Origin of the sequence: Fictibacillus gelatini DSM 15865, assembly GCF_000430745.1 — a bacterium.
Classification (GTDB): domain Bacteria; phylum Bacillota; class Bacilli; order Bacillales; family Fictibacillaceae; genus Fictibacillus_A; species Fictibacillus_A gelatini.
On record NZ_AUMP01000032.1, the window covers coordinates 25994 to 48283 of the forward strand.

The following is a 22290-nucleotide window of genomic DNA, read 5'->3' on the forward strand; positions in this document are numbered from 1 at the left end:
CTAATATGCCATTAACAAATTTTATCCCTACGATTTGGAGCGCCCGTTTATTACAAGCTTTACAAAAGTCACTCGTTTATGGTCAAGAAAATATTATCAATAGGGATTATGAAGGCCTTATCCGTAACGCGGGCGACACCGTAAAAATTAATACAGTCGGTGATGTCACAATCGGAGATTACACAAAAAATACGAATATGAGTGATCCTGAAACGTTGACTGATTCAACTCGAACGCTTCAAATCACACAATCTAAGTATTTCAACTTCCAAGTTGATGATATTGATGCGGCTCAACAAAATCCAAAAGTAATGAGTCAAGCTATGCAAAACGCAGCTTATGCTCTCAGGAATGCTGCTGATAAATATATCGCAAGTCTTTATGTTGACGCTCTTAACAAGATCGGGGATGACACGACTCCTGTTCAGCCAGCAAAAACGGATGCTTACGAATATCTTGTTGATTTGTCCGTGAAATTAGATGAGGCCAATGTACCTGAAGAAGGCCGATTCGTTATCGTTCCTCCTTGGTATGAAGGACTAATGTTGAAAGATGATCGATTCGTAAAAGCTGGAAACCTCCCATCCGACACCCGCCTATTAAATGGTCAGATCGGTCGTGCAGCTGGCTTTAACGTACTGAAATCAAACAACGTGCCTAAAGTAACCGGTGCGAACGAAAACTTTAAAATTATTGCAGGTCATAACATTGCCTGGTCTTATGCAGAACAAATTAACCAGGTCGAAGCATATCGCCCTGAAAAGCGCTTTGCTGATGCGTTAAAAGGCCTCCATCTCTATGGAGCGAAGGTTGTGCGGCCAGAAGCATTAGCGGTATTGAGCGCGAAACGTCCGGCATAATCCAGAGGGTAAAATTAGCCCTCTTTTTATTTTTATTTATGAGGAGGTGTAGAGATATGTGGGTTAAAAACACGGAGACTGGTCATGTCTGGCTGGTAGATGAAGAACATGGTAAACGTTTATTAAAACAAGACTATTACGAGGAAGTAGAGGCACCAAAAGCAGCGTCCAAAAAGAAAAGTGATGTAGATGAAAAATCTAAATAAATCTGCCGAAGTAATTGAAAGGCTTGTCAATAAAAGAGTAAAGGGTTCTGAACGTACTATCGCAATGCAATATGCTGTCACGCTTAATGAGATCCGGCAGGCCCTTGCGAAACTTTATGAGAAGTACGAAACAGGCGGCGTTTTAACCTATGCTGAAATGGCGAAATACGACCGCCTGACGAAGTTTATGGAGCAGATCGATAGGTTGTTAGGTTCTCGATACAAACAGCTAAAATCGCTTATTTATGATGTCTTAGGTGAGAGCTATTTAGACGGTTATTATCTTACAGCCTGGGCGGTTGAGACCGACACTCTCAGCAAACTTGCCTATTCTGCCGTTTCCGCTGACATGATCATGGCCATGATCGAAAATCCGATTTCCGGATTAACATTGAGCGAACGTCTCGAAAGGAATCGCTCCTTGATTGTTTATACAATAAGGCAGGAAATTACACAGGGACTTGTCAAAGGCGAAAGCTATAAAACTATGGCTACACGTCTCAAAGGCGCTCTGGAAGATGATGCCGTTAAAGCAATGAGAATCGTCAGGACTGAGGCTCACCGGGTAAAAGAAAACGGAAAACTGGATTCGGCGATTCACGCTAACAAGAACGGCGTAATCATGATGAAGGAATGGAACTCCATGCAGGATGAGCGTGTTCGGCCCGGACGTGGTATTGGAAAGAAGGATGCTAAAGGTAGTGCCGATCATCGCATGCTGAACGGCAAAAAGATTCCAGTTGAGCAGAATTTCAAGGGTAAACTCGGAGAGGGCCCGGCTCCGGGGAAGTTTGGGATAGCTAGCGAGGATATCAACTGCCGGTGCTTCCTTACTTATTCCGTAGAAAAGGTCACGAAGCCCGATTCCAAGGAACTTGAAAGTATGACGTTTGAAGATTGGAAGAAAGAGAGGCTGAAAAATGGCTAAGATGAGTATTAACGTACAGGATTTGGACATATTCAAAAATCTTGTTGGCGGTCTCATAGAAATCTTAAAAGATGAACGTATTCCTTTTTCAATTAGAGAGGAATATCTTGAAAAAATGATGCCTAATCTCGGACTTGAATGCGAGAGGTGAAATCAATGGAACTAGATGAACTGAAAACGCGGCTTAAAATATCTTTGTCTGATACTTCCCAAGATGCCTTTTTATCCGTTGCTTTAGAAGATGCCATCGACTACACCAAAACGTTTTGTCGCCAGGATTTTTTAGATGAGAATGGAAATATGGTTCTTCCTTCTGGTGTAAAGCAGTCCATCACGAAGCTTGTGAAAGCATACCAGGAAAACAGCAATGTCGCTTCCCAGTCGCTCGGCGATATGAGCAAGTCCTTTTTTGAAGGCGGCACAATGAACGAGGTTCACCGGCTTTTAAAGCCATATCGAAAGGTTCGGTTCCTATGAGAAGAAAAACCGGCGTGACCATAAAAGATACCAACAATATGGACCAACTCACTCGGAATCTGGAAAGGCTCAACAAAAAGCGAATCAGGGTTGGTGTGTTCGGATCCGATGATTCTGAAATGGTGATGATTGCCCGGGTTCATGAGTTTGGAACGACGATCCGCCCAAAAAACAGCCAGTTCTTGACCGTTCCTGTCAGCCCAAAGGCAAAAGGAAAAAGAGCATCCGATTTCCCTGATTTGTTCCGCCCGGCAGGCACTAATGTTTTGGCCATTCCGAAAGGCAAGAATGATTTCGAGGTTCTTTTCGTTCTCTTAAAGTCCGTCACTATTCCGGAACGGTCTTTTTTACGCTCCGGATATGACGAAAACATTGACTATATTTCAAAAAAAATAGAGTCGATGATCGAGGATGTAATTTCTGGCGGAATCGATCCAGATGTTTTCGCTAATATGATTGGCATGGAATTTGCTGAGCTGATTCAGAAGAAATTACGTTCGATCTCAGAGCCGCCGAATAGTGCTGCTACACAAGCTGTAAAAGGTTCATCAAATCCGTTAATGGATACAGGACATTTAGTAGGCTCAATTCGCCATCAAGTGGAATAGAGGTGGTTGAATGAAACCATTCGAATTTGCCGATTTTGTAGAGGAATTTCAAGTTCCTTTTGTTGCATGTGAGGAATCAGAAGGGCGCTGGGCGGATAACGGCGACTGGATCCCGGGCAGCAAAGTTTCTGTTAACATGGTCGGAATCATCCTTCCTCTTTCCGAAGACGACCTAAGGTACGCTGAAGCCGGCACTTATTCCGAAAAGGACCGGAAGATTTACACGACACAACCGTTAAAAATCGGACAAAAAATCGAATACAAAGGCATCCCGTACACGATTCAGAATTTTAAGGACTACAGTGATTATGCGGATGTCTTTATTTATTATGCGAGGTGGGCGGGAAATGAATCTGCCGGCAATTAAAGAGATTATTGCCCAAATTAAGAAGGACACTGGTCTACAGATTGTCAAAGCCAATATGACTGCCCCGCAACCGCTGTTGCCGTACGGGGTTTATAATATTACTTCCCCTTTTGTCAAAGATCGGGGGAAGGGATCAATAATGCAATCTCCCAACGGAACTGAAAAACGAACGGAGCAATACAAGTTTACTATATCGTTTAATATTTTTGCTGTTGACAACGAAACCACGATTGACCTTGCTCACAAGGTGCATCAGTGGTTTTTATTTTTGGGCCAAGAATTTATCCAGGACAGGAATATGGCAGTTGTTAGTGTCGGAAACATTGAAAACCGCACTACTTTTTTAATCGATAACTACGAATACAAACATGGTTTCGACGTCATTTTCCGGGCGACCGATGAACAGGTTCGCCAAATAACCGAAACCATTGAAACTATTAATATAGGAGGTATGTAGAATGCCTTTACAAGATGTTAAGGTCACAATTGACCTGGTAAAGCCCGCTGGTTTAGTCGGCCTTGGCAAACCACTTATTCTTGCCAAAAAGACCGGGACAAGTACTATTAAAAACTACAGCGATTTGGATGCTGTAAAGGTCGACTTTCCAGACACAACGAACACTTTTAAGAAAGCACAAGCGATTTTTGCCCAGGAACATCGTCCGCAAGAAATTGCTATCGCTACTTATGATACGGCTGGAACCACCGATAACAGCCCTGTTAAGGTGCTCGATAAATATTACGATTATGATTGGTTTTTTGTATTAACTGCAGATGCTACCGTAACCGAGCAGCTTGCGGTTGCTGATTTTGTTCAAAGTCAAAATTTCAAAATGTTTGTCGCTAAGGTCTCAACTGCAGCAGATCGAAACGGATTCAAACAAAAGGCTTATGACCGGACCGTTGTTTTTTATCATACAATCGATACAGAACATCCAGACGCGGCGTTAGTGGGTGAATTAGGTAGTCAGCCTGTCGGCTCCATCACATGGAAATTTAAAAAGCTTAATGGAATTACTCCACTCAACGTTAGCGCGTCAGAGCTTGCTACAATCCATACGGACGGTGCAATTGTTTATGTAACAAAATCGGGAAGACCGCAAACGAGCGAAGGACAGGTCGCCAGTCGGGAATACATTGACGTCATGCACGGCAAGGACTGGATCAAAGTCAATATGGAAAACGAAATACAGGCAGTCTTTTCGAACAATCCAAAGGTACCGTATGATGGCCGTGGTATTAGCCTGGTTGAAGGAGCTGCAACGACTACACTTAAGCAGGCCTTCACTAACGGAATCATTGCTGCAGATAATGATGGAAATCCATTATATACAGTTACCGCAAAATCACGAAATGACGTTCCTGCAGGGGATAGGGCAAGCCGTGTATACAACGGGTTGTCTTTTTCTTTTCAATTGGCCGGCGCTATTCACAGTGCCAATATTACAGGTCAAATTTTGATTTAGGGAGGGTAAGGCATGGCTACTTATGATGCGAAATACGCCACTGTAACCGTTGATGGCCGATACATTACCGGCTTTGATGACGGTACTTTTATTAAAGCTGAAAAAGATGAAGAGTCCTTTCAAACAAAAGTCAGCGCTATGGGGGAAGTCATTGTTTCTGAAACAAACAATCCTCTGGGCACTATTACAATCACGCTTTCGCAAACATCACCTTCATATTCTTATTTGATGCAAAAGGCAAAAACGAAAAAGCCGTTTCCAATCTGGGTGAATTACAATGACGGGGTTCAGAAGGAAAAGGCCGGCGGAACGCAAGCGCGGATCAAGAAGTCTCCAGGAAAGGAGTTTTCTGATGAGGCGAGTTCCCGGGAATTTGAGTTCCAAGTTTTTGACTATACCGAAGAGTGATATAGATGGCTCTTTCTAAAAAGAAAAACAATCATACGAGGCAGTCCAATCGGGCTGCTTCTTTATATCTGCATATAAAAGGAGAGGTTTTTAAAATGCCTAAAATTGGAACACAAAAAACGATCACTGTAGAGGGACAAGAATATGTTTTACAACATCCTGGTACACGAGAATTTATCAGAATTCAGGACAGAATCATGACGGAAAACGGTGTCCCTTCAAACGAAAAACTAGCGGAAGAATTATTTAAACACGTTATCGTTGATCCAAAAGTAAGTTGGGAATATTTCGATGAGCACGATGGTTTTGAAGAGGTTTTCAAAGAAACTATGAGCTTTCTTAGAACAGGAAAATAGTTCGGATGACCCGGCGAGGCTTCGGGCGGAAGTAAAAAACGAGTGGTGGTTTTGGCGCCCGATTGTTCACAAAGTTATTTCTTATACCGAAGCCACACGTATGTCAAAACGACAATTAATGAAAGCCAATATTGCTATGGACATTAAGGCGGAACAAGAAGAAAAAGCCATGAAGAAAAAATAAGAAAGAAAGGAGGGAATCAATGGAACAGCTCCGCAATCTTACGGTCGATATCGGACTGTATACGGATACTTCTCCTTTAATGAACGTTAACCGTGAAATCAATCAATTTAAACGTCAAGCAATGGGGGTCGGAAGTGAAGTAAATAAAATGGCTTCCACCTTTAAATCTGCTACACAAGGAATGATCAAGGAGTCCCAGGCTTTTAATAAGCAGGTAAGCCGTCAAAGTGATTTGATTCGTAAATTAGCGCGAACATCCGGTATGAGTGCAGCACATCTGGCCGCAGATTGGTCCAGTATGAGCGACGAGATGAGGAAATCACTAATTAAGAATCACAACGAATTGATGAAGCATAGGAAAGATTTATTGCTTGTCAAAAATGATATGCGAAAGCTCGGGTCCCAAATGGGTCATTACACCAGTACTACTGATGATTTTATGGCTGAGATCCAAAGACTTGGGAAACAGCACAAAAAGATTTCTGATCAGATGATCAACAACAATCTTTCTACCCGTCAGAGTCTCATTCAAACGGTCGCCACTATGTCGGCCATGAGTGGACAGTCCGATAAAATCGCATCAAGTTATGATCGGATTGGAAGCTCTTTGTTAAAAGTTAATAAGCCTTTGTTAGCCGTTACCAGTGGTCTTGAACGAATGGCACGTAACGGGAATGCAGCAGCTTTGGCTCTACGTTTGTTAGGCCCAAACGCAAAAATGAAAGAATTGCTCGATATGCAGCGGATGATAAATCAAGGGACAATGCGTTATCAAATGGTCGCGATTGCTGCTCTTGCCGCAGGAGCCATGTTTTATCACGGTTTACACAAAGCGGCTCGTGACAGTGTGCCTGGTTACGCGAAAGCATTCGATCAAATGCAGGAAAGCATGAGAAAGGCTTTTCAGCCGATGGTTGATGTTTTCGCATCAGTAATGGTACCTGTCTTTAAATTTATCAAATACATTGCAGATTTAACGATTAAATTTAATGAGGCGCATCCGGTTTTAGCGAAAATAATTCAAGGATTTCTCCTTTTAATACCGGCTGTAACTTTACTCTTAGCTCCACTCGCAGTAGGGATTGGATTATTCGCTGGCATGAAGGCGGCATTTGCGAGCGTTTGGATGCTAATTGGCCCGTTGGTAACCGGACTAGGTGCTATGATGGGAACTGTTCTTCTGGTTTCCGCTTCAATAGTTGGGTTAGTTACTGTTATTTATTTGTTATGGAAGCACTTCGAAACCTTGCGTAATGTTGTTAGTAAAACATGGTCTGTGGTCAAAAACACAGTACTAATAGCGGTTGATGCAATCAGCAAAGTCACCTCTGCAATGTGGAATAATGCCTTAGAATCCACACACAACCTTAGAATTACTATTGTAAACGAAATTAGTGAGATGGGACGATCGATAGTATACGGTTTTCAAGTTGCTGTAGAGAAAACAGCTGCTTTCTTTTCCGTAATCGGAACCAAGATTGCTGATTTTATCGGAAAAGGATTGTCAGAAAAAGTCGGCGGTATTACTAAGGGCTTTATTAATCAGTTAAAAACGGGTTTTTCGAGCCTTGGCGGTATTGTATCGTTAATAGCTCCAACAATAACAGGAATTAGCTTAAGTCTTTTAGGAGTAACTGGACCAATTAGTTTTGTAATCACTGGAATTGTTAGCTTAATAGGTTTTCTCTACCGTTTATCTAAGACAAATGAAAGTGTGCGGAATACATTCGTTTCAATTTGGTCGGGAATAAAGAGTTTTTTAGCATCTGTTTTTTCAGCTATAAAACCGATCATTGATGTGTTTGCTCAATCCTTCTCGCAAATGGCAACAGAATTAGGGCCAGAATTCCAGAAAACTGGACAAATAATTGCTCAAAGTTTTGTGTCGTTAAAACCGACTTTCGTAGAGTTAGGTAAAGCGTTGAAGGATCTATTTAGTACAATGGGTGGAATGTTTTCTGAAACCGTGGCTACTGTCGCTCCTTTAATTGGGCAATTGGCACAGTCCTTTGCAAGTTTTATACCACAAGTTGTCCCATTGATTGGTCAGCTTATTCAAGCGTGGATGAAGGTTCAATCTACTATAATGAGCGCGGTAATTCAGATAGTGCAAACTGTTTTACCGATGTTATCTCATGCATTTTCTCAAATTCTGCCGATGGTGTTACAGGTTGTAAAGTCCGTGCTGCCTGTAGTTATTTCGCTCATCCAAACACTAGTTCCAGTAATATCTAGAATTGCAATGACTGTTATACCGTTGTTTTTAAAGGCGGTCCAAACGGTGTTACCCGTGGTTTTGACCGTTATCCAAACCATAATGCCAGTAGTGATTGATCTGTTTTCTGCAATTATCCCAATTATCACTAGAATTGCAATAACACTTATTCCAGCAATACTTAAAGCTGTTCAACAGGTATTTCCAGTTATACTACAAATTATCCAAATGGTTATACCGATCATTGCCGCACTTTTAAGAGTAGTCGTGCAAGTAATCAATACGTTTTTAATCCCAGCAATACGGTTTATTTTAAAAATTGTCCAAATTGTTTTCCCGTCGATTATGTCGATCATAAAAAATGCCTTGAATATAGTAACGAACGTTATTCGTTTGTTTACCTCGGTGTTAAAAGGCGACTGGTCGGGGGCATGGACAGCAGTTAAAAATATTCTTAAAAGCGCATGGGGCATCATAAAGACTGTAATAAAAACAGGATTAGATATGGCCGTTCAATTTATTAAATCGGGTTGGAATACGGCGAAAACTTTTACTGCCTCTATTTTTACGGGGATTAAAGACAAGGTAAGCTCGACATTTAAGAATATTGTTGATGCTGCTAAAGCTTTGCCCGGAAAGATCGGTGACGGGATTAAAAGCATGGCTGGAAAGGCCTTGAACGGGGTGAAAGCGTTAGGAAGTAAGCTTGCCGGCGGCCTTGAAAATATCGTAAATAAAATTACTCAAGATGGGATCAATAACATGGTCCTAAAACCGTTAGGTGTCAAAAATCATCTTATTCCGAAGCTTGACATTCCTGGCTATGCAAGAGGTACCGGATACCATCCGGGAGGTCCCGCAATTTTAGGTGACGGTGGCCAACATGAACTTTTCAGAACACCGAAAGGTCAAATAGGGTTATCTCCTGCTACAGATACGCTGATGAATCTGCCAAAAGGAACCCAGGTTCTTTCCGGAAAACAAACCTTGCAAGCATTAAACGGGTTGTTCCCTGCCTATAAATCTGGGAATGTTATCGGCAACGGACTAAGGGCGGTTGGAAACTGGATCAAAGATACATCGGTTAGTGCTTATAACAGTGCGAAAAATGTAGGCAGTGCTGCTGTTAATAAAACAAAAGACCTTGCACTTGATGTCTGGTCGTATATGTCCAATCCAGGAAAACTTGTGAAAAAGATATTTAGTAGTTTAGGCATAAAGCCACCCGATGTTCCTGGTGTGTTTGGTGGTATTGGAAAAGGTGCCATTAATTTTGTAAAAAGCGGAGCAATTGATTTTGTTAAGAAACAGATGGATAGTCTCGGCGGTATGTTCAGCGGTAGCAAACCATCTGGAAATGTCGCGCAATGGATCCGGGCGGCAATGGCAGCGACCGGCGTACCCGATTCGTGGTTTTCTCCACTTGTTACCATTGCCATGAAGGAATCTGGAGGAAATCCACGTGCATACAACGGATGGGACATTAACGCCAAGCGCGGTATTGCTTCTCGCGGTTTGATGCAAACCATTCCGCCGACTTTCGAGGCATACAAGCTGCCGGGTATGAATGACATATGGAACCCGGTTCATAATGCAGTTGCCGCAATCAGGTATATAAAAGCTCGTTACGGAACCGTCTTTAATACGCCTGGTATTCGGTCGATGGCTCATGGAGGACCTTATCGAGGTTATGCCAATGGAGGCATCGCAACAAAACCACAATGGGCTACGCTTGCCGAAAACGGTTGGAAAGAGTTCATTATCCCGACGCAGCCGAGCAAAAGGAAACGAGCACTCGGACTTTTGGAACAGGCGAATTCGGAGTTGGGTTATTCGCCCAATAAAGGGGGAAGCAATTATTCCCCTTCAGTTGGTTCTCCTGTTCCTTCCGGAGGTTCCCGTCCAACAATAAACTATAACCCTACTATTAATATCGAGATTTCAGGTGCTAGTGATAGTCGTGTTGATGTTAAAAAAGCAGTTCAAGAGGCACTAGATGAACAATGGAAAAAGCTCATAAGCATTTATGACATAGAGGTGGTTCGGTAATGGCGAAACTAGGAAAAATAAATCTATTAATCACCGATGAATCCATAGGGAACTCCGTCGATGCCACCTCTTATCCAGTAGAAAAAGGTGAGCCTTTTACTGATCATGTACAACAAAATGCACAGACCATTTCCTTGAATGGTTACATTTTAGGTTCAGATTATAGGACACGGCTACAGTATTTAAGGGACTCGATGCGCAAAGGGGAAATTCTTTCATACACAGGTCGGACGATCGCTCAAAATGTGATCATATTAAGTATTGACGATAATCGGACGGCTGAAACTGCCAACGGTAGTGCGGTTTCAATAAAATTGCAGTTTGTCCGTCTTGTCAAAACACCCTGGAAAAAAGCGCCGAAAAAGCAAAAGCCACAGCGTAAGCCAAAATCGAACAGTGGTAAGAAGAAACCGACACCGAAGAAAAAAACTTCTGCTGTTTATCACAAGACAAGATCTGGTGATACGTATTGGGGACTGTCCAAAAAATATGGGACTCCTATTTCTACTTTAAGAAAATATAATAAGTACCCTGATAGACGCATCCCGATCGGCGTTAAATTAAGAGTTAAATAGGAGGCGAATCTTTTTGAATAAAGACTATATTGAAATCGACAAAGAGGAGCTTCCTGTTCGTTTTGAAATTGATTTTGCAGAAGAAACCTTTGTAATGGAGGTTTTTTACAATGAAATAGGTGATTTTTTCAGCGTTAATTTGTTCGATCTGAATGAAGAGCCGATTGTTCTTGGTGAAAAACTAATTTTAAATCGGGAATTGTGGTCCGATATAACTGATCAAAGGCTTCCCGCGCCATCTTTAATACCACTTGATGAATCCGGAAAAGAAGATCGTATCACCTTTGAAAATTTTGGTGAGACGGTCTTTTTATTTATCGATGATGTTCCGGATGGGGAAGGTGAACCCGATGGCAGCGGATAACCTTTTCGGTCGCGTTATTAAGGTATCAATAAGTGGGAAATACTCAACTACTTTTTCTAATGAGGATCTGGAGATTCGGTTCGAATCCCCCTTTGATGATGATGCAAAGCCGAACGAAAGCAAGGTGGAAATTTATAACCTATCAAACGATTCCATTCATCGTATGACCCGGGGGGATACTTGCACTATTCAGGCCGGATACAAAGGAGATTATGGTGTAATTGCCAGTGGGAAGATTTCACGTATTCTAACCAGGAGAGAAGGCGTAGACAAAATTACAGCCATTTATTTTCTCGAAGGTGAGGATTATTCCCGGATAAAAGTAACATCGAAGACAGCTGATCCGGCTAAGAAGGGGAAGAAACAATCATTGAAGATCACCTTTAAGGCGGGGACCCACGGTTCAACGATTATTAAAAAGCTTTGTTCAATTTTAGGCATAAAGCTTGCCGAATTTAAGCTGCCCAAGGATGTTGTTTACAAGAAGGGTTACACGGTTACCGGTCTAATCTTGAATAATCTTGAGGAAGTCGTTCACGATTGTAAAGCTTCTATGTACTATCGCCGCGGCCGATTAGTCATTCGCTCCATAAAAGAGGGGAACGATGAACGGTTTGTTTTAAATGAGGAAACTGGTCTTATCGGTAGCCCAGAACCATTCGAAGAGGATGGCGTTAAAGGTTACAAGGTAAAGTGCCTTCTTCAGCACCGAATTACCGTTGCTTCAATCATTGAAATAAAAAGCAAAACAGCAAAAGGGAAATATCGTGTTCGAAAAGGCACTCATACCGCAAATGGCAGTGACTTTCTTAGTGATTTCGAGGTGATCTAATGGCCGGAGATACAAATTTTTTTGATCTTATAGAAAGACGTATCAAATTGAGCTTACATACCTTTGCTCCGGCAAGGGTTATAAAATTCAATGAAGGGAAGCGCACGGTCGACGTGGAGCTTCTTTTTTTGTCTGTTGATAAGAATGGAGACACAGATCGGTATCCGTTAATAGAGGATGCCCCGGTTCTTGGACATCGTTATAAAGTAGATGGGATTATAAAAACGTATTCGCCTGTTCTTCAAACCGGCGACGTTGTTTTTGTCGCTTTTGCCGAACGTGCTCTTGATAATCTGAACGGCGGCAAGCCCTTTGATCCTGAATACCGGCGAACGCATGACATTAGGGATGCAGTCGTTCTGGGGGTGCTATTTTGAATATTTTTTCTCCAAAAATAGTTGATGGTGACATTGTAATCGAAAATGGCGATATCGCAATGATCGAGGGAGATGAAGAGCTTGCCCAATCCGTTCGAATGCTCCTCCAAACAAGAAAGGGCGAGTTTTTTCTTGAAGAAGATCACGGACTTGTTTTTGACCACATCCTTGGAAAGGACTTCAATCTGGATGAAGCCCGAGACGATATTATTGAGGCAATTTCTCAAGAGGATCGCATTGCTTCGGTCGAAGAAATCGCATTTAATGATGATCTACAATCTCGGACAAGGACTATTTCGCTAACGCTCAAAAAAGATGATGGAGAAACACTTTCCGTAGAGGGGGTGGAAATTGATGGTTGACGAAAACGGCTTTCAGAGAAAGACATATGCCGATCTTATTGAAGAAATGGAAGCTAGAGCAAAAGAATTATTCGGAGAAAAGTTGAATCTTACTCCACGTTCCTTTATGGGAATTCTGATCCGTTTGTTTGCCTGGTTTCTGGCCGTTGTATGGCAAGTAGCTGAAAAAGTATACAATAACTCTTTTCCTGGCACCGCCGAAGGTGTCTCGCTTGATCGGTTGGCTAAGTTGAAAGGTATGACACGCCTTAACGCCGATTACGCGTATGGAAAAATAAACATCACCGGAAACCCGGGTGCAGTTATTCCTTCGGGTTTTGTCGTTGGCACTCAAAGTGGTATCCATTTTGAAACAACAGAGGAAATTACTTTGGATGGATCCGGTAAGGGGGTTGCAGAAATTTATGCTGTGGAGACTGGATCAAGAGGGAATATGACAGCCGGTCAAATAACCGAAATAATAACTCCCCTTGCTGATGTTTCTTCCATTACAAATCTCGAACCAACCGCTGGAGGGCGAGAACGGGAAACTGATGCAGAGTTTTATGCTCGTTTTCAAGAATATCCCTCAAAAAAAGGAGCATCTGGAACAGAAAGTATTAAGGCAAGACTTTTAGAAGTACCTGGCGTAAGGGACGCAATTGTTAATCAAAACACTGCAATGGTCGAAAAAAACGGAATCCCGCCAAAATCTATTGCTCCATTTGTTTTTGGTGGAGAAGATCAAGCAGTTGCCCAAGCAATTTTTTCTGTAAAAGCCGGAGGAATACAATCGTATGGGACAACGGTTATTGATGTGCGAGATTCAAAGGGCAATTTGCACCAAATCGGATTTTCAAGACCAACCGAAATTTCTGTTTTTGTAAAAGTTCAATTGACAAAGGGTGCAAATTTCCCGTCGGATGGAATTCAAAGAGTTAAAAACCAAATCCTGAGCTATATTGGTGGGAAAGATGAAAATGGCTTCGAATATCCTGGACTTGGGCTTGATCAGGATGTTGTTTACGCAAAATTAGTTGCTGTAGCCCTATCCATCGATGGGGTAGATGATGCGATTGTCCAATTAAGTACAGATGGAATTAATTATTCACAATCAAATATTGTCGTATCGTCCGATCAAGTCGCAAAAACGAGCACAAGTAAGGTCGTGATCACATGAGTTTTTTAGATGATATGCTTTCGAAACTTACAGACGTATTTCTGAAAATGAAGGAAAGCAACATTGGAAAAGTCTTTACGATTGTTGCAGATCAATTGGACGATTTACAAAGCACATTTGATGTAATGGAATTATGGCGTGATATCGATAACGCCAAAGGCAAAGTCCTTGATCGGATCGGCGAAGAAATTCTTCAGGAATATCGCGCGGGTGTTTCTGATGAAGAGTATAGGCTCAAACTTAAAACTCGTATAATAGTTAACTATCTTGCTGACGGAGATATCGAAACGATTATTCAGCTCCTGCAAGTTTATCTTGGCGAGAGTCTTGTTTCTGTTCAAGAGGGATGGACTTTAAAAGACGGGCCATTTGCGGGAGAGCCAGCCATGCTGTTTATCACAGTTCGTGGTCATGATGGACCAGATGTAGGTATTCCATTTTCCGAGTTGGCTAAGGTTATGACTGGTGGCGTTGCTACACAATGGAAATATATTTTGGAACGCGAAATTGCTATCCAAAGTCAATCCAACCATTACCTTTACCCATTTGAGAAATATGCTGGAAATTTGATAACCGGTGATGAGATAGTTTCAAATGATACTGCTGTTTTCGTTTCAAGTATTGATTTAAACAGCAGCTTTTTTTCTGTTCTACAAGATTATCCGATTTGCGGAACTTTTGTTGCGGGAGAGGTGATTTAATTGGCAGTAACAGCAACTGGCCGTACAAAAACAAAAAATTTGTTGCTCAATTTTATTAGAGACGGTCAGTATACAATGAACGGGAAAAAGTACAGGACACCGATATTCAAAACGGATATTACCGGTGACATTGTTACGGTTTATTTGTATTTAGACGATTCAGTTAGCGGAACCGTTACCAAATTTGAATTATTGGATCCAGATGGAGAAACTTTTGACGACAGTCCTAAAAATATCACGAAAACAGCGGCAAATGGCTTATTGGTGTATTTCCAATACAAGTTATCAATCACTTCGATTTAAAAAGGAGGGATTTAGATGCCTTATACAAAAAAACTATGGCAAGACAGGATTAAAGACGCTCAAGGAAATGTTATTCAAGAGGGGACACCTGTTAATGCTGGAAATATGAATCGGATTGAACAGGGGATTGCAGATGCACAGACTTTTCTGGCTTCAGATTTAGCAAAAGCTGCTGTACCCAGTGGGGTTTTGGACACACCCTCAATTAAGGACGGCTATACGTCAGCTTTATCCCAAATTGCCCCAGGTCAAGTACAAACGCCAGGGTCTGGATGGTACACGAAAGGTGCTAATGCTTTAGCTGTACCTGGTGACGTAAATCATAACTTTTTAATAAACGGTAACGTGGTAACGTTTAATAAAAACAGCGCTAGCTTTGTACCGTTTACTGACGTAGGTGCAAGCCTTCACAAGCTACAGCTATCACCCCCGCCAACATCTGGAGAGCGTTTCGACCTGGTATTTTTGGAAGCCTGGCGCGACCAAACCGATCAAAGCTGGAAATGTCGCTTTAGGGTAGCAGACGGAGTTGACTTCGAAAAATTCCAGGATGGTTTAGAACTTACAAGTGGTAGTCAGTATAACACCAAAGTAACAGCCCAGGGCGGTAACAATGCACCTATCGACGTTTCTTCTTATTCTATCGATACCCTTTTTACTAAAAGAATGTACTGGGGCTTTTTGGGGATTAGAAAATCGTCATCTTCTTGGAACTACCCCGGGATCGCTACACAAAATGACGCTGGCCTTTTTGTTTGTGGGGACGGGACAGATGCTAGCAAAGCAGCCCTAAAAACGTATGACGGGTACGTATATGCTATTCCTTTATTTAGAGTACGTCGACGTAATACCGGAACCTATTCCGCTGTAAATCCTACAGGGGCTTCCCAGTGTGAGCAATCACCTGTAACCGTTAGTGATACAGACCCTAACGCTTCTAACTGGAACGGGTATTACAATTTTTCACCAGGAGAGCGCACTATCATCACATTTACAGCTCCACTACCAGCGTCATTTACACCCGGGAAAATCCTAACTCGAGTAACTGGAACTGCGATTGTGGGTAAAATTATAAGTAGAATAAGCGATACACAACTTTTGGTAGAGGCTATTTGGCCAGGTAAATCAGCCGTAAATGGACACAATTTTTATGTCAACAGCGAAAGGCCGGACGGCCTATATTCAAATGTCATAGCTGAACGAGATATTATGGACCTTCGCCATAAGGTAAGCCTTACGGGTTGGGACTATGACCCCCTAGCTGTAGAAGCATTCGAAAAACTGTTAAGTACTGAACTACAAACAAACCACAGAAAACGTATGGTTAAGACGTATCACGGTATAAGGAAGACGCCTATTGACAGCAACCACGTATTTTATGCTTCTTTCGATGGAACGACCGTTGCTGAACTTGGAGGGGACTTAGGAATAAGCAGTCCTGCATATCTGCCAATGCCCACGGGAATAGGAATAAAAGCTAGTGGTGTTCCAGTAGTTAATATAGCCAACTTAACCGAGGAACAGGGAACAATTGACTGCTTCATCGATGCAGATAAAACTAACGATTTTACAGGAACAGCTGGGGACATAGTAGCCTTGTATAATAGCAATAATCATTTAGCTTTACGTGCTTCAATTGCGGGTGGTGATAATCGAGTATATTTATTAACGTATAAAACAGAAGGGGCAGCCCCTACAAACCAACTTTCTGCCTACCCGCTTAAAAACAAGGGTTTAGTTCATTTACGGTATACATGGAATAAAGCAGCAAACTTAATAGCTGCTTATGTTAACGGTGTGCTTATTGCTAGCGCCCCATATTCTGGAATGCTAGCACCTTCTAAAATAGCATTGTTCGCTGGGGGCTGGACTTCCACTGGTAGTGATATTATGCGATTTTATCCATTTAAAGGTCCTATATCTGATTTATCGGTCTCAAATATTGATAGAGGTACAAGTTTTGCTACTATACCAGCAGATGTTATGTCTGGAAACGCAAGAATAATGCCTGCCTTTAATAACCAAAGAAAAGTCCACAGCGATGCCCTTGTATCGCAACTTACGCAACAAATCGCGAAAGTACAGAATCAAACCCAGGAAAAAGGTGTAATCATTTCGAAGGGAACAGGAACAAATACTGGTGCATGGGAAGCTGGGGACAAAGTCAAAATAACGGGGCGGGCCGGAGAGACTATTACAGGCGTAATCGATTCAGACACTGCCCTAGCAAAAGTGATGGAAACCATTAACAACGTAACAAACACAGGTACCATAAAAGTAGATGACGTATCGAAATTTGCAGTAAACGATACTTTCCGGATGTTGCTTCCAGACGGTGTAACGTATTCTAGCTTTACGTATACCGTAACGGCTATTGATGCCGTAAATAAAACCATTACTGTAAGCTTTTCGGGAACTACTACCTTTAGTGCAGGTGCTACGTTATTCGAAACCACGGCCAGCACTTCCAGCCCGACGGTCAAGGCAAATATTAACGGAACGGTAACGACTGTACCTGGCACATGGACAGGACTAGGTACAAACGCAGCTGAATTTACATTAGGCACGCTCCCTGCTAACTTGGTAGCCCAAGACATATTAGTAGAATACAGTTTAAATATGCCAGCTGGGCAGGGCGGGCTTTCAGAAGTCTATACAGATACCCTGGCCGGGGAATTTAAAGGGCAGAAGCTGATAAAAGGCACCCTGGCTATTATAGACGATTTTAAGGATAAAGTAGCAGGAAGTACGGCTGTGAATCCTAATATTATGAAGACTGCCTATAATACCAGCATACAAGCACCGTCGGCCTTCGGAACAGAAGCAACCCAGGCGCAATATGACACTGTTAAAAACTTGGATAACAACTTACTATCCCTTTCTACTAGCGCGAACGGTCAAATACCGCAGGTTTTATTGTCATTCGATCTAGTTGGTATTGCGGAAAAGAAATACGGTTCAGACTTCTTTAAAGGTTGTTTAACTGTAGCAGAAAAAGTACAGCGCCTTAAAGATCGAATCGGCACACTTTCCCCTATCGTTTGGTCTTTCGGTAGTACGGTAGGTGGAAATAAAGTATACCTAACCTGGTATTACCCAAATTCTTCTTCGTGGGCTACTGATGGCGGCAGGTTTAGTCATTCAAACGGGATGATTTCAAGAACAGCCATGTCTTCTAATAGCGTATCAAGTCTTATCGATGCTAACGGATATGCACATATTTTAGTTTATACAGATGCTTCTGACGGCGTGACACCTTCCGTTATAAACATAGACACAGCTTCTATAGAAATTAGTCTAATAAGTAAAGCAGGCTACGATTTACTAGTACCCGAAAACCCAAGAAGGGACGCCGGACTAAGTAACACTTTCTACGTCCGAAAAGAAACAAAGGAAATTGAAGCACTGGTACCAACAGATGAAAACGGCGGCGTCATTACCTGGGGTGACTTTGTGCCTTATCAAGGTATTTACACTGGTGCAAGTATAAACTTAAAGCCCGTAACGTCTCCAGCTAAAAATAACTTCGCAACATCCTATGGAACGGGCAGGCAAAAGCCTGGGGTTACTATGGAATCATCTCCAGTACCACTTTTAAGTATTTTACCTATAGGGGTAAATGTTAATCAGCATGACTACGTAAATGATGACCTAAATACCCAGGGCGCTGTAGCAAGTAACATTAATGGGTTATTAAAGCGTGGTGGTTTATATCACGAAGAATATAACCACGCTACTGCACAAAATTACAGGCAAATTAAAGTAGGATCGCTTACATTTCTGGGTACCAGCTTAGCGAAACGAGGCGCGGCTTCAATAAACGGTTATAATTATGGCGTAATTACATCTGTGCCAAACTCTTTAGCAAAAGTTATTTATGGAAGTATGTTTTTAGCGATCAACACGGACTCAAGAGAATTGCAACTTGTTATTATGACAATGGATAAACCAGCGATGTCAGTCGATGGTGACCCCAGGGCTGCTGTAGACGTCTTCCGTTTACCGGGCAGACCACTGGCTGCGAAGGGGGCTTAGTAAATGCAAACTGTAGTTTTTAATCGAATCACTCACAAAGTTGCCGGGCTTAATCGCTCGGCTTTTCCACTGGAATACGCCATGTCGCTTCCGTACGAAATAACTTTAAGCAAGATCGTAGAAGAAGTACATGGAAAGAATCAAAAAACAAATGCCCAGGGCCTACCGCTGTACAAAGATAATGTTACGGTAGATGAATTTGGCAGGGAAACTTACGATGAAGTAACCGAAGCCCATAAAGCTGTAGCCTTCGAAGAAATAGCGAATACGTACGTAATCGATGGAAAAGAAGTAGATGTGCCCGCCCAGGTGCCAACTGAATGGGTAGATCTCGAACCGGTAATGATCGACAACGTTGTTAACCAGACTGTAAGCTTTCAGGACGATCCGTATGCGTTTACTTACGAAGAAGTCTTGGAAGCGAAAAAGGCATCGATACAGGCGAATAACTTGCGCCAATTGGTCTATTACGACGAAGATTTTAACCTGGAAAGCTTTTCCACTAATTTAGCAAGTTTTGCAGCAAATATGGGTGACGGAATTCTGGCGATTCACCCGGGTGGCCAGGTACGAAATGAAAAAATTCCACTGGGTACGCCAGCTAAAACAATTCAACTTTATTTAGAATCCGCGCCTAATATTAAAGTGGAAGTCGGAGCCACAGTAACCAGTTTTGTAGAGTTTAAGGACGGTATCGCACAGCTGTCAACTGCAGCCGATCAAGTATACGTTCGTTTTACCAATACATCTGACAAATTCCGGGACGTATATGCTTTCGGCATTTTAATTTAGTGAGGTGAAGTAATCATGGATGAAAAAAAGAAGCAATATCAGGAAGTTGCTCAACAAAAATTTGAAACGCTCGGCCCGCCAGTAATTATTATTGCGTATCTCACTCATCTCATTGATCTGCAAGCCAGGCTTATCAAAGACCTGGCTGGTGCGGTAGATCAGACCAAACTAGATACCGCAGCAAAAGATCGCCTGGCTCTTCTCGATCAGGTAATTGCGGCTTCGTCTATTGATTTTGCAAACATCTTGGCTCCTACTGAAGCTTATAAAATACCCGGGGCTGTAGATATAAAGCAAAAAGCAAATATACTTATGGCCGATTATATACAGGCTTTAGAGCGTGAAGGGCTTTTAAGTTAGGGGGCGGCGGCATGCAGCGGTTCGATTTACTTTTTATAAAGGGGACAACGCTTAGTAGTAAGATCATTCGAGCCGTAACGTCGTCGCCCTATAGTCATGTAGCAATTGTGTTAGACAGTTACCATGTTGTGGAGACGGATATTCGTTATCCACTACAGATTAGACACATAAGCTATCCTAAAAGAAAAGTAGACGTTTACCGTTTTTACAGAGACTTTACTGAAAAAGAAAAAGCTGCGATGAAATCCTTTATAATGGAAAATTTACACACTCAATACGATATAGTTCGTACAGTTAGTAACGGGCTATTTATTATGGCAAAAATTCCGATTATGAACGCAGTTAAACGGATGAACTGTACAGAAGCTGCCTATGAAATGTTTTTGGCCGCTGGAATCGACCTTGAAGTAAACGATCTTACGCCGAAGGGACTAGTGAATTCAAAAAAATTAATAAAAATAATGAATTTGGGAGATGGGGCTTAACAGAAGTTTTTAGGGAGCCCCAGCTCTCTTTATTAAAATGCACTAAACGATGAAGCAAAGGGGGTCAATTGGATTGGAGGAACAGACTATGAATCTGTTTGAGCAGACGATTCAGAAAGAAATTGCAGAATTGAAAAATGGACAAGAGTTGATGAAAAAAGACATCCGGGACTTACAAAACAAAACCTTGATCCATGACCGCGATATTATTCAGATCAACAAAGTGTTGGCAGATATTTCGGATGACACGAAGTGGTTACGACGAGCCATTACCAACGCTTTTATCACAGGGCTGATCGGTGGAGGCATCGCTGTTTTTTATGCTTTTTTTCAACATTAAAAGGGAGGATTTAAATAATGGACAAAGGGACAATCATTCGAACGATCGTATTGGCAATTGCGCTTATTAATCAGTTTTTGGTGAGTCTTGGGCTTTACGAGATTCCAGGCACAGCGGACGAACAAACCGCTTTTCTTTCTACCGTTTTTACATTCGTTACCGCAGCCGTAGCTTGGTTCCGTAACAACTATGTCACTGCAAAAGGCAAAAAACAGAAAGAAGTATTGCAACGTGAAGGATTAACGAAGTAAGAGCAGCGAGTAATATCGTTGCTCTTTTTTATTTTATTTGAAAAAGGAGAATCCACAATGGACAATATTGTTGACCTTTCGCATCATCAAAAACCCTGTGAAATCGATTATGATAAATTTGCAAAATGCCTGGACCTGGCCATTATTCGTACACAGTACGGCTCACAGGTCGTTGACGAGCATTATAAGACACATCATAACGAGTTACGCAAACGCGGCGTTCCTACTCATGCGTATGCCTGGGTTCGCGGTGTGTCAATTAGCGACATGGAAAAAGAGGCAACAGACTTTTACAACCGCACGAAAGAATTTAACCCGGAGGTCTGGTGGTTGGATGTTGAGGAAAAGTCTATGAAAGATATGCGGGCGGGAGTGTCTGCTTATCAAAGGAAATTGCGTGAGCTAGGCGCTAAAAAGGTCGGGCTTTACATCGCTCATCATCTTTATGAGGATTTTAATATCAATATTAGTGAATTCGACGCCGTTTGGATCCCGCGCTATGGCGACAATAATGGGAAATTTCATGCTATAAAGCCGGCTTTTCCTTGCGACTTGTGGCAGTACACTTCTACAGGTAGACTGCCCGGATATAATGGTGATCTCGATTTGAACAAATTAACTGGCAGCAAGTCTCTTGAATGGTTTGTTGGCAAGAATATATCTACAAAACCAATACCATCAAAGCCTGCAAACACATCATCGCCTAAACCAGTCGTAAAGGACGAAAAATACAAAGTAAACCGAATCATAAACGGTTATGTTTCTGCGGCTGATGCAAAATCGAAGAAAAATGCAAAAGGAACAGTCGCCCCCGGCAGTTATTTTGTCTTTAATAAATCCGAAGGCATGATTAACGTCACGGATAAAAAGGGCGTTCCTGGTTCGTGGATTAATTCGGCCGATAATAAAAAGGCTGTTCCAAAACCGAAAGATACGAAAAAATACGTCACGGTCAAAAGTGGTGACACTGTATCTGGTTTGGCTAAGGCAAATGGATCAACTGTCGCTGAAATCAAAAACTGGAACAATCTGAAGGATGTAAATAAGATTTATGTGGGTCAGCGATTACGTGTAAAATAATAAAAACAGCCCGCCTCTTATGAGGTGGGCAAATCTATCTTCGGTGCATATCGATCATGCTTCGAAACTAAATCATCTCCCCACATATGCACATATTGCATAGTCATTTCTAAACGTGAATGACCGAGGATCCTCTGAAGACTGAAAGGA

General features: G+C 42.0%; 27 protein-coding genes. All 27 read left to right on the forward strand.

Annotated features, from left to right (window positions below):
* Positions 1–5 precede the first annotated feature (5 nt).
* The 27 genes from H538_RS0114390 (at position 6) to H538_RS25135 (ending at position 22140) form a co-directional block, all read left to right on the forward strand.
* The gene (locus H538_RS0114390) at positions 6–860 is read left to right on the forward strand and encodes a phage major capsid protein (RefSeq protein WP_026678210.1); all 855 of its coding nucleotides are present in this window, start codon (positions 6–8) and stop codon (positions 858–860) included.
* Between the two features lie 56 nt (positions 861–916).
* Positions 917–1066 carry a DUF7302 family protein gene (locus H538_RS26160; RefSeq protein WP_154657987.1) on the forward strand — a complete coding sequence of 50 codons (150 nt, stop codon included), beginning with the start codon at positions 917–919 and terminating at the stop codon, positions 1064–1066.
* The gene (locus H538_RS0114400; protein ID WP_026678211.1) at positions 1050–1994 is read left to right on the forward strand and encodes a phage minor head protein; all 945 of its coding nucleotides are present in this window, start codon (positions 1050–1052) and stop codon (positions 1992–1994) included. The genes H538_RS26160 and H538_RS0114400 overlap by 17 nt, the downstream gene beginning before the upstream one ends.
* Entirely contained in the window at positions 1987–2145 is a 159-nt protein-coding gene (locus H538_RS26165; RefSeq protein ID WP_154657988.1) for a hypothetical protein, read from the forward strand. Before H538_RS0114400 ends, H538_RS26165 begins: the two co-directional genes overlap by 8 nt.
* Positions 2146–2150: 5 nt before the next feature.
* Positions 2151–2471 carry a phage head-tail connector protein gene (locus H538_RS0114410; RefSeq protein ID WP_026678212.1) on the forward strand — a complete coding sequence of 107 codons (321 nt, stop codon included), beginning with the start codon at positions 2151–2153 and terminating at the stop codon, positions 2469–2471.
* Positions 2468–3079 (forward strand): hypothetical protein, encoded by a 612-nt coding sequence (locus H538_RS0114415; protein ID WP_035350970.1) that lies wholly within the window; start codon positions 2468–2470, stop codon positions 3077–3079. The genes H538_RS0114410 and H538_RS0114415 overlap by 4 nt, the downstream gene beginning before the upstream one ends.
* Before the next feature lie 10 nt (positions 3080–3089).
* On the forward strand, positions 3090–3446 hold the full coding sequence (locus H538_RS23970; protein WP_035350974.1) for a hypothetical protein: 357 nt from the start codon (positions 3090–3092) through the stop codon (positions 3444–3446).
* Entirely contained in the window at positions 3427–3903 is a 477-nt protein-coding gene (locus tag H538_RS25125; RefSeq protein ID WP_051291495.1) for a phage neck terminator protein, read from the forward strand. Before H538_RS23970 ends, H538_RS25125 begins: the two co-directional genes overlap by 20 nt.
* A gap of 1 nt (position 3904) precedes the next feature.
* Positions 3905–4912, forward strand: a complete 1008-nt coding sequence (locus H538_RS0114430; protein WP_026678214.1) for a DUF3383 family protein — start codon at positions 3905–3907, stop codon at positions 4910–4912.
* A gap of 12 nt (positions 4913–4924) precedes the next feature.
* On the forward strand, positions 4925–5320 hold the full coding sequence (locus H538_RS0114435; protein ID WP_026678215.1) for a phage structural protein: 396 nt from the start codon (positions 4925–4927) through the stop codon (positions 5318–5320).
* A gap of 5 nt (positions 5321–5325) precedes the next feature.
* A complete protein-coding gene (locus H538_RS0114440; protein WP_245595242.1) occupies positions 5326–5676 on the forward strand; it encodes a hypothetical protein in 351 nt (116 codons plus the stop codon).
* Between the two features lie 203 nt (positions 5677–5879).
* Positions 5880–10124, forward strand: coding sequence for a transglycosylase SLT domain-containing protein (locus H538_RS0114450; RefSeq protein WP_026678217.1), 4245 nt, complete (start codon positions 5880–5882; stop codon positions 10122–10124).
* On the forward strand, positions 10124–10699 hold the full coding sequence (locus H538_RS0114455) for a LysM peptidoglycan-binding domain-containing protein (protein ID WP_026678218.1): 576 nt from the start codon (positions 10124–10126) through the stop codon (positions 10697–10699). The genes H538_RS0114450 and H538_RS0114455 overlap by 1 nt, the downstream gene beginning before the upstream one ends.
* Before the next feature lie 13 nt (positions 10700–10712).
* Complete coding sequence (locus H538_RS0114460; protein ID WP_035350976.1) at positions 10713–11063, forward strand: phage baseplate plug family protein; 351 nt, start codon at positions 10713–10715, stop codon at positions 11061–11063.
* A complete protein-coding gene (locus tag H538_RS0114465) occupies positions 11050–11895 on the forward strand; it encodes a phage protein (protein WP_026678220.1) in 846 nt (281 codons plus the stop codon). The genes H538_RS0114460 and H538_RS0114465 overlap by 14 nt, the downstream gene beginning before the upstream one ends.
* Positions 11895–12272, forward strand: coding sequence for a Gp138 family membrane-puncturing spike protein (locus H538_RS0114470; protein WP_026678221.1), 378 nt, complete (start codon positions 11895–11897; stop codon positions 12270–12272). The genes H538_RS0114465 and H538_RS0114470 overlap by 1 nt, the downstream gene beginning before the upstream one ends.
* Positions 12269–12634 carry a DUF2634 domain-containing protein gene (locus H538_RS0114475; RefSeq protein WP_051291496.1) on the forward strand — a complete coding sequence of 122 codons (366 nt, stop codon included), beginning with the start codon at positions 12269–12271 and terminating at the stop codon, positions 12632–12634. Before H538_RS0114470 ends, H538_RS0114475 begins: the two co-directional genes overlap by 4 nt.
* Positions 12627–13793, forward strand: coding sequence for a baseplate J/gp47 family protein (locus H538_RS0114480; protein WP_026678223.1), 1167 nt, complete (start codon positions 12627–12629; stop codon positions 13791–13793). The genes H538_RS0114475 and H538_RS0114480 overlap by 8 nt, the downstream gene beginning before the upstream one ends.
* The gene (locus tag H538_RS25130) at positions 13790–14494 is read left to right on the forward strand and encodes a hypothetical protein (RefSeq protein ID WP_051291497.1); all 705 of its coding nucleotides are present in this window, start codon (positions 13790–13792) and stop codon (positions 14492–14494) included. Before H538_RS0114480 ends, H538_RS25130 begins: the two co-directional genes overlap by 4 nt.
* The gene (locus H538_RS0114490; RefSeq protein ID WP_026678224.1) at positions 14495–14797 is read left to right on the forward strand and encodes a hypothetical protein; all 303 of its coding nucleotides are present in this window, start codon (positions 14495–14497) and stop codon (positions 14795–14797) included. It abuts the gene before it with no gap.
* A 15-nt stretch (positions 14798–14812) separates the two neighbouring features.
* Entirely contained in the window at positions 14813–18832 is a 4020-nt protein-coding gene (locus H538_RS0114495) for a LamG domain-containing protein (protein ID WP_026678225.1), read from the forward strand.
* A 3-nt stretch (positions 18833–18835) separates the two neighbouring features.
* The gene (locus tag H538_RS0114500) at positions 18836–19624 is read left to right on the forward strand and encodes a hypothetical protein (protein ID WP_026678226.1); all 789 of its coding nucleotides are present in this window, start codon (positions 18836–18838) and stop codon (positions 19622–19624) included.
* 15 nt (positions 19625–19639) lie between these two features.
* Positions 19640–19984: a hypothetical protein gene (locus tag H538_RS0114505; RefSeq protein ID WP_026678227.1), complete on the forward strand. Its 345-nt coding sequence runs from the start codon at positions 19640–19642 to the stop codon at positions 19982–19984.
* An 11-nt stretch (positions 19985–19995) separates the two neighbouring features.
* The gene (locus H538_RS0114510) at positions 19996–20469 is read left to right on the forward strand and encodes a C40 family peptidase (RefSeq protein ID WP_026678228.1); all 474 of its coding nucleotides are present in this window, start codon (positions 19996–19998) and stop codon (positions 20467–20469) included.
* A 73-nt stretch (positions 20470–20542) separates the two neighbouring features.
* On the forward strand, positions 20543–20809 hold the full coding sequence (locus H538_RS0114515) for a hemolysin XhlA family protein (protein WP_245595244.1): 267 nt from the start codon (positions 20543–20545) through the stop codon (positions 20807–20809).
* Positions 20810–20826: 17 nt separating this feature from the next.
* The gene (locus H538_RS0114520) at positions 20827–21060 is read left to right on the forward strand and encodes a phage holin (RefSeq protein WP_026678230.1); all 234 of its coding nucleotides are present in this window, start codon (positions 20827–20829) and stop codon (positions 21058–21060) included.
* Positions 21061–21117: 57 nt separating this feature from the next.
* Positions 21118–22140 (forward strand): GH25 family lysozyme, encoded by a 1023-nt coding sequence (locus tag H538_RS25135; protein WP_051291498.1) that lies wholly within the window; start codon positions 21118–21120, stop codon positions 22138–22140.
* Positions 22141–22290 lie beyond the last annotated feature (150 nt).

Bases quoted from the DNA above. Each gene is read 5' to 3' on its own strand.
- H538_RS0114465 (WP_026678220.1), top strand. From the start codon at position 11,050: ATGGCAGCGGATAACCTTTTCGGTCGCGTTATTAAGGTATCAATAAGT.
- H538_RS0114435 (WP_026678215.1), top strand. From the start codon at position 4,925: ATGGCTACTTATGATGCGAAATACGCCACTGTAACCGTTGATGGCCGA.
- H538_RS0114450 (WP_026678217.1), top strand. From the start codon at position 5,880: ATGGAACAGCTCCGCAATCTTACGGTCGATATCGGACTGTATACGGAT.
- H538_RS0114400 (WP_026678211.1), top strand. From the start codon at position 1,050: ATGAAAAATCTAAATAAATCTGCCGAAGTAATTGAAAGGCTTGTCAAT.
- H538_RS0114390 (WP_026678210.1), top strand. From the start codon at position 6: ATGCCATTAACAAATTTTATCCCTACGATTTGGAGCGCCCGTTTATTA.
- H538_RS0114470 (WP_026678221.1), top strand. From the start codon at position 11,895: ATGGCCGGAGATACAAATTTTTTTGATCTTATAGAAAGACGTATCAAA.
- H538_RS25135 (WP_051291498.1), top strand. From the start codon at position 21,118: ATGGACAATATTGTTGACCTTTCGCATCATCAAAAACCCTGTGAAATC.
- H538_RS0114495 (WP_026678225.1), top strand. From the start codon at position 14,813: ATGCCTTATACAAAAAAACTATGGCAAGACAGGATTAAAGACGCTCAA.
- H538_RS0114510 (WP_026678228.1), top strand. From the start codon at position 19,996: ATGCAGCGGTTCGATTTACTTTTTATAAAGGGGACAACGCTTAGTAGT.
- H538_RS26165 (WP_154657988.1), top strand. From the start codon at position 1,987: ATGGCTAAGATGAGTATTAACGTACAGGATTTGGACATATTCAAAAAT.
- H538_RS25125 (WP_051291495.1), top strand. From the start codon at position 3,427: ATGAATCTGCCGGCAATTAAAGAGATTATTGCCCAAATTAAGAAGGAC.
- H538_RS0114440 (WP_245595242.1), top strand. From the start codon at position 5,326: ATGGCTCTTTCTAAAAAGAAAAACAATCATACGAGGCAGTCCAATCGG.
- H538_RS0114415 (WP_035350970.1), top strand. From the start codon at position 2,468: ATGAGAAGAAAAACCGGCGTGACCATAAAAGATACCAACAATATGGAC.
- H538_RS0114430 (WP_026678214.1), top strand. From the start codon at position 3,905: ATGCCTTTACAAGATGTTAAGGTCACAATTGACCTGGTAAAGCCCGCT.
- H538_RS0114500 (WP_026678226.1), top strand. From the start codon at position 18,836: ATGCAAACTGTAGTTTTTAATCGAATCACTCACAAAGTTGCCGGGCTT.
- H538_RS25130 (WP_051291497.1), top strand. From the start codon at position 13,790: ATGAGTTTTTTAGATGATATGCTTTCGAAACTTACAGACGTATTTCTG.
- H538_RS26160 (WP_154657987.1), top strand. From the start codon at position 917: ATGTGGGTTAAAAACACGGAGACTGGTCATGTCTGGCTGGTAGATGAA.
- H538_RS0114520 (WP_026678230.1), top strand. From the start codon at position 20,827: ATGGACAAAGGGACAATCATTCGAACGATCGTATTGGCAATTGCGCTT.
- H538_RS0114480 (WP_026678223.1), top strand. From the start codon at position 12,627: ATGGTTGACGAAAACGGCTTTCAGAGAAAGACATATGCCGATCTTATT.
- H538_RS0114410 (WP_026678212.1), top strand. From the start codon at position 2,151: ATGGAACTAGATGAACTGAAAACGCGGCTTAAAATATCTTTGTCTGAT.
- H538_RS23970 (WP_035350974.1), top strand. From the start codon at position 3,090: ATGAAACCATTCGAATTTGCCGATTTTGTAGAGGAATTTCAAGTTCCT.
- H538_RS0114455 (WP_026678218.1), top strand. From the start codon at position 10,124: ATGGCGAAACTAGGAAAAATAAATCTATTAATCACCGATGAATCCATA.
- H538_RS0114505 (WP_026678227.1), top strand. From the start codon at position 19,640: ATGGATGAAAAAAAGAAGCAATATCAGGAAGTTGCTCAACAAAAATTT.